Below are 6,315 nucleotides of genomic sequence, written 5' to 3'. Positions count from 1 at the left end.
ATATCGGTCATGCCTACAATGTCATCGCCAGCGACACGCTTGCCCGCTTCCAGCGGCTCGACGGCAAGGACGTCTTCTTCGTCTCGGGGACCGACGAGCACGGCTTGAAGATGCAGCAAACGGCGGACGCTGAAAGCCTGACGCCGAAAGCGCTTGCCGATCGCAATTCGGCGATCTTCCGCTCGATGCTCGAAGCGACCGGCTGTTCTAACGACGTTTTCATCCGCACCACCGAGGAGCGCCACTACAAGGCCTGCCAGGCGATCTGGACGCGCATGGCGGAGAATGGCGACATCTACCTCGACCGCTATAGCGGCTGGTATTCGGTGCGGCAGGAAGCCTATTTCGACGAGGCCGAAACCAAGGTCGGCGACGACGGCATACGCCGCGAACCGCTCGGCTCGCCCGTCGAATGGACCGAGGAAGAGAGCTATTTTTTCCGCCTTTCCGCCTATCAGGACAGGCTGCTCGCGCTCTATGAGAGCAACCCCGAATTCATCGGTCCGGCGGAGCGGCGCAACGAAATCGTCAGCTTCGTCAAATCCGGGCTGAAGGATCTGTCGATCTCGCGCACCACGTTCAAATGGGGCGTGCCGGTGCCGGGCGACGACAAGCATGTGATGTATGTCTGGGTCGACGCACTGACCAACTACATCACGGCTGCCGGTTATCCGGATACGGCCAATGACAGATGGTCCTTCTGGCCGGCGAACGTCCACGTCATCGGCAAGGACATCGTCCGCTTCCACGCCGTCTACTGGCCGGCCTTCCTGCTGTCGGCAGGAATCGAACTGCCGAAGCGCGTGTTCGCGCATGGCTTTTTGTTCAACCGCGGCGAGAAAATGTCGAAGTCGGTCGGCAATGTCGTCGATCCGTTCGCGATGATCGAGCATTACGGCCTCGATCAGGTGCGCTATTTCTTCATGCGCGAAGTGCCGTTCGGCCAGGACGGCAGCTACAGCCACGAGGCCATCGTCAACCGCACCAATGCCGACCTCGCCAACGATCTCGGCAATCTGGCGCAGCGCTCGCTGTCAATGATCGCCAAGAACTGCGGCGGCATGGTGCCGAAGCGCAGTGAACCGAACGATGCCGACAAGGCGATCCTCGACCAGGCAAGTGCTGCCCTTGTCACCGCGCGCAGGACGATGGCCGAACAGGGCATCCATCTGGCGCTGGCGGCGATCTTTGGCGTGGTGGCCGAAGCCAACCGCTATTTCGCGGGGCAGGAGCCGTGGGCGCTGAAGAAGACCGATCCTGCGCGCATGGAAACGGTGCTGTGGACGACAGCCGAGGTGATCCGGCGTATCGCGATCCTTTGCCAGCCCGTCGTCCCGACCTCGGCGGCAAAGCTGCTCGACCTGCTGGCGGTGCCGGCGGACAGCCGCGATTTCGCGCATGTCGCCGAGGGTCACGCGCTGGTTTCAGGTACGGCTCTGCCGGCGCCGGAACCGGTGTTTCCACGCTATGTCGAGCAGACGGATGCAAGCGTCTGATGTTGGTCGACAGTCACTGCCATCTCGACTTTCCGGATTTCGCAGAGGAGCGGTCGGCCATCGTCGCCCGCGCCTTGGCCGCCGGAATCGGTCGTATGGTGACGATCTCGACGCGTGTGAAGCGGTTCCAACAAGTACTTGAGATCGCTGAACCTTTCGACGAAGTGTATTGCTCGGTCGGCACCCATCCGCACAACGCCGCCGAAGAGCTTGATGTGACTGTCGAGGATCTTGTCCGGCTATCCGCTCATCGCAAAGTGGTGGCGATCGGCGAGGCCGGGCTCGATTACTTTTACGATCATGCGCCGCGCGTTGCCCAGGCGCAGGGTTTTCGAACCCATATCGCCGCCGCGCGCGAGACGGGCATGCCGCTGGTCATCCATTCGCGCGACGCCGACAGCGACATGGCTGATATCCTCGAGGATGAAACAGGGAAGGGCGCCTTCCCCTTCATCCTGCACTGTTTTTCGTCCGGGCGCAGGCTGGCCGAAGTCGGCGTGGCGCTCGGCGGCTATGTTTCCTTTTCCGGCATCCTGACCTTCAAGAATTCGGCCGAGCTGCGCGCCATCGCCGCCGATGTGCCACGTGACCGCCTGCTGGTCGAAACCGACGCGCCATACCTCGCGCCGATACCGTTTCGCGGCAAGCGCAACGAGCCTGCCTATGTCGCGCATACAGCCAAGGTGCTGGCCGAAACGATCGGCGTCAGCGAGGCCGAGATCGCTGACGTCACCACGGACAATTTCTTCCGGCTGTTCAGTAAGATGCCGCGCCCAAGCGCGCTGAGCACCTGACGCATGAGCGACCGGCTGCGCCTCACCATTCTCGGCTGCGGCTCATCGCCGGGCACGCCCCGCATTACCGGCGACTGGGGCAATTGCGATCCGGCCAATTCGAGGAACCGGCGCATGCGCACCGCAGCGCTCGTCGAGCGGATCGCGGCAAACGGCGACAAGACCACCGTCGTCATCGACACCGGGCCGGATTTCCGCGAGCAGATGCTGCTGGCAGCGGTCAGGCGCATCGATGCGGTCGTCTATACGCATCCGCATGCCGACCATATCCACGGCATCGACGATTTGCGCGGCTTCGTGCTCGAGCAGCGTCATCTGATCGATATCCACGCCGACCAGCCCACCATGCTGCGGTTACGGGAAGCGTTCGGCTATTGTTTCGAAACACCGCTAGGCAGTTCCTACCCGCCCATCGTCGAGCCCCATATCATCGACCACGCCAGGCCGGTGGTGATCGAAGGCGAGGGGGGTGCCCTCACCCTCGAGCCGCTGCCGCAAATCCATGGCGACATCATATCGCTTGGTTTTCGTATCGGCGGGCTCGCCTATTGCCCCGATATCAGCGATTTCCCCGACGCTACGGCCGAACGGCTGCGCGGTCTGGACATGCTGGTCATCGACGCGCTGCAATACAGGACGCATCCGAGCCATCTTTCGCTCGGCCAAGCACTCGACTGGATCGAAAAACTTGCGCCGAAAAAGGCCGTGCTGACGCATATGCATGTGCCGCTCGACTACGCCACGGTGATGGCGGAGACGCCGGCCGATGTCGAGCCAGCCTATGATGGTATGATGATCGAAATCAATTTTGAAACAGCATGATAGGTTCGGTTCTTCATGGCTGGCAGCATCGATCGCGTGACCAAGGCAGCAGCCGATGCTGGCCTCGACATCGAAATCAGACGCATGGGCGCCTCGACACGCACCGCCGAGGAAGCCGCCGCGCAATGCGGCTGCACCGTTGCACAGATTGTCAAATCGTTGGTTTTCCAAGGACAAGCTAGCGGAAAGCTGTTTCTCTTCCTGGTTTCCGGCTCCAATCAGCTGGATCTAGCCAAGGCTGCCGCACTGACCGGCGAGCCGCTGGAGCGCGCCGACCCGCGGCAGATCCGCGACGAAACCGGCTTTGCCATTGGCGGCGTAGCGCCGATCGGCCACCTGATCGCGATCCCGGCGTTCGCCGACAAAACGCTGCTCGATTTCGACCGGGTATGAGCAGCGGCCGGCGCGCACGACGCAGTGTTCGCCGCCGAGCCACATGCAATGGTCAAAGCAGCGCAAGCTGTCGTAGCGACCCTGGCAGCCTGACTCGAACGTGCCGGACCCTATTCGGCGGCGATGGCGGTGGGGGCGGTTGGCAGCATGATGTTGGGCGCAGCCGGCGCAAACAGCATCTTTACGACGCTTCGGAAGGCGAGGATCTGGCGTCCGAGGACACGGGGATCGCCGAGTCCCCGCGACATGATGATACCGCCATCGATCACACAGGAGAACATGATGGCCACGTCGTCGAGATCCATGCCTTTGCGGGCAGGATAAACGGTCGCGATCTCGTTCAGCGCATCGCGAAAACGCCCGTTCCAGGAACGTACGGCGTCGGCGGCGATGTCGCGAACGTTGCGGTCGAAGAGGCGCTCCTGATAGGTGAACGTCGCGATCAGGCAGCCGGGGTGGCCGTTCGGCAGGTCACCCATCAGCTCTGCAAGCAGCTTGAGCGTGATCAGGAAGGACTGCAACGGATCATCGGACAGTTGCCGGCCGCGGTGAAACACCTCATCGAAGATGCGGTCATTCTCCTCGACGTAGCGCAGCATCAAGGCGCGGGCGAGTTCGTTCTTGTCCTTGAAATGATAGAAGAAGCCGCTCTTGGTGATGCCGGCTTCGGCGATCACCTCCTCAATGGAAGTCGCACCGAACCCCTTGGCGAGCACCGAGGCCTCGGCGATCTCCAGAATGCGTTCGCGCGTTTCCGCACCCTTGCGCATGACCGAATGCCCTCAAATCAACTGTACCGGCGGTTTGGTTTTCACACCCGCCAACATCGGCACCGATAGCAATACGACCGACCCAGCGCAGCTATCCGTCTGTAGTTGCTGCGGTTTCCGCTTCGGTGGAGTACCGGACCACAAGCCTTCTACCGCACCGGCGGCACGTGCTGCTAAAACTTGGCTATTCCCAACCGGCCGCCACCAGGGCGGCACGGTGTCATCTTACCACTGGAGACACACATGGCCAAGTACCGCCAGAATCTGCCGCAACTCGCCAACAGAACATTCCTGAGCGATGGCGGCATGGAAACGACCCTCATCTTTCACGAAGGCCTCGACCTTCCGCATTTTGCTTCCTTCACGCTGATGGCAACGCCTGAAGGCCGGCAGAAGCTGAGGGAATATTACGTCCGCTATCTGACCATTGCGCGCAGAAGCGGAACCGGCTTCATTCTCGACACGCCGACGTGGCGGGCCAACCCCGATTGGGGAACGTTGCTCGGCTACGGGCCGGAAGCGCTGCGGGCCGTCAACGAGAGCTCGATTGAGCTTCTTCTCGACCTGCGCAACGAGTTCGGGACCGCCGAAACGCCTTGCGTCATCAGCGGCGCGATCGGGCCGCGCGGCGATGGCTACAAAGCTGGCAATATGGACGCCAACGAGGCGGAGGCGTATCACGCCGCGCAGATCGAGAGTTTCGCACGGACCGAGGCCGACATGGTGGCGGCCTATACGCTCACCAATTTCCACGAGGCGATCGGCGTGGCGCGGGCGGCCAAAGCGCATGCGATGCCCTGCATGATCTCGTTCACCGTTGAGACCGACGGGAAGCTGGTGACCGGCATGGCGCTCGGCGAGGCGATAGACAGGGTTGACGATGCCACGGTCGGTGCGCCGGCCTACTATATGATCAACTGCGCCCATCCGACGCATTTCATGCAGGCGCTGAAAAAGGGCGAGCGCTGGCTCGATCGCGTCTATGGCGTGAAGGCGAATGCTTCGGCCAAAAGCCATGCCGAACTGGACGAATCGGAGACGCTCGACGCGGGTGACCCGGACGATCTCGGGCGGCGCTACAGCGGGCTGAGAGCTTCGTTTCCGACGATGCGCATCCTGGGCGGCTGCTGCGGCACCGACCACCGGCACATCGCGGCAATCTGCGAGGCATGCGTGCCGCAAGCGGCGTAGGAGCCTGTGTGCGTCCCAGGAGACGCCACGCTATCCGACCACCGGCACATCGCGGCAATCTGCGAGGCATGCGTGCCGCAAGCGGCGTAGGAGCCTGTGTGCGTCCCAGGAGACGCCACGCTATCAACCGCAGTTCCGCTTAGGGAACAAGGAACTGCGGTTGGGCCGAAAGCACGGAATCAAAACCGCATCTCAGTTCCATAATCTATCTTATGCGACTTTCGGATGGTGGAAAATAACGTGTGAACCGAACGAAAGCTCTCTGAATTTTGCATCGATTGGCTTAGCTAGGATTTCGCGCCTACCGCAAACGACCCCAACCTACCACCCAACACCGAAATTCAGCTAACCATCATTAAGACCATCAAGAAATGACCGCATCTCCTCCTTTTCTCGGCTTTCCCGAACGCCTCGCCGATGGCCGGATGCCTCGTGCAGTGATCTTCGGAGCCGGTCACGGCAGCACCTATCCGGGCAAGGACAGCAGCGGCTATGCCCTGGCCGCCCAAGCCATCCGCGCTGCAAGCCAGGACGATGCCGCGCTCGTCGAGCACTGGGATTTCGATCTCGGCGGCCCGCTGTTTGACGGTAAGCCGATCTGTTGCATCGACGCCGGCGATATCCCCACCACCATTCATGACAATGCCGGCAACCGGGCCCGGATCGAGGCGAAGACGCGCGAGGTCCTGGCATTGCCGGCCGTGCCAATCCTGCTCGGCGGCGACGATTCCGTGCCCATTCCCTTCATCGCCGGCTTTGCGGATCACGGGCCGGTCTGGATCCTGCAGATCGACGCCCATATCGACTGGCGCGACGAGTTGAATGGCGAACGCTACGGCTATTCGAACC

The 6,315-nt window shown here is 61.9% G+C and carries 7 protein-coding genes; 6 read left to right on the top strand and 1 reads right to left on the bottom strand.

The window, feature by feature from the left end; all coding sequences use genetic code 11:
* The first annotated feature begins 2 nt into the window (after window positions 1-2).
* Genes metG through EOA86_RS17885 form a run of 4 tightly spaced genes read left to right on the top strand, consistent with a single transcriptional unit; the run spans window position 3 to window position 3,505 of the window.
* On the top strand, window positions 3-1,496 hold the full coding sequence (metG, locus tag EOA86_RS17900; RefSeq protein ID WP_245497306.1) for a methionine--tRNA ligase: 1,494 nt from the start codon (window positions 3-5) through the stop codon (window positions 1,494-1,496).
* Complete coding sequence (locus EOA86_RS17895) at window positions 1,496-2,290, top strand: TatD family hydrolase (protein WP_128342864.1); 795 nt, start codon at window positions 1,496-1,498, stop codon at window positions 2,288-2,290. The genes metG and EOA86_RS17895 overlap by 1 nt, the downstream gene beginning before the upstream one ends.
* A 3-nt stretch (window positions 2,291-2,293) precedes the next feature.
* The gene (locus EOA86_RS17890; RefSeq protein WP_128342863.1) at window positions 2,294-3,112 is read left to right on the top strand and encodes an MBL fold metallo-hydrolase; all 819 of its coding nucleotides are present in this window, start codon (window positions 2,294-2,296) and stop codon (window positions 3,110-3,112) included.
* Window positions 3,113-3,127: 15 nt separating this feature from the next.
* Window positions 3,128-3,505, top strand: a complete 378-nt coding sequence (locus EOA86_RS17885) for a YbaK/EbsC family protein (RefSeq protein ID WP_128342861.1) — start codon at window positions 3,128-3,130, stop codon at window positions 3,503-3,505.
* A 110-nt stretch (window positions 3,506-3,615) separates the two neighbouring features.
* Here the strand turns inward: EOA86_RS17885 and EOA86_RS17880 are convergent, their stop codons facing one another.
* Window positions 3,616-4,275, bottom strand: coding sequence for a TetR/AcrR family transcriptional regulator (locus tag EOA86_RS17880; RefSeq protein WP_128342859.1), 660 nt, complete (start codon window positions 4,273-4,275; stop codon window positions 3,616-3,618).
* 243 nt (window positions 4,276-4,518) lie between these two features.
* Here EOA86_RS17880 and EOA86_RS17875 point away from each other — a divergent pair, with 243 nt between their 5' ends.
* Both EOA86_RS17875 and EOA86_RS17870 read left to right on the top strand, forming a co-directional pair.
* Window positions 4,519-5,466: a homocysteine S-methyltransferase family protein gene (locus EOA86_RS17875; protein ID WP_128342858.1), complete on the top strand. Its 948-nt coding sequence runs from the start codon at window positions 4,519-4,521 to the stop codon at window positions 5,464-5,466.
* Between the two features lie 371 nt (window positions 5,467-5,837).
* Window positions 5,838-6,315 (top strand): arginase family protein (locus EOA86_RS17870; protein ID WP_206630059.1); only part of this gene is annotated, 478 nt, incomplete at its 3' end.

Origin of the sequence: Mesorhizobium sp. M5C.F.Ca.IN.020.32.2.1 (assembly GCF_004023105.1) — a bacterium.
GTDB classification, from domain to species: domain Bacteria; phylum Pseudomonadota; class Alphaproteobacteria; order Rhizobiales; family Rhizobiaceae; genus Mesorhizobium; species Mesorhizobium wenxiniae.
The sequence above is the reverse complement of the archived record's forward strand: the minus strand, read 5'-3'. Positions and strand labels throughout refer to the sequence as shown.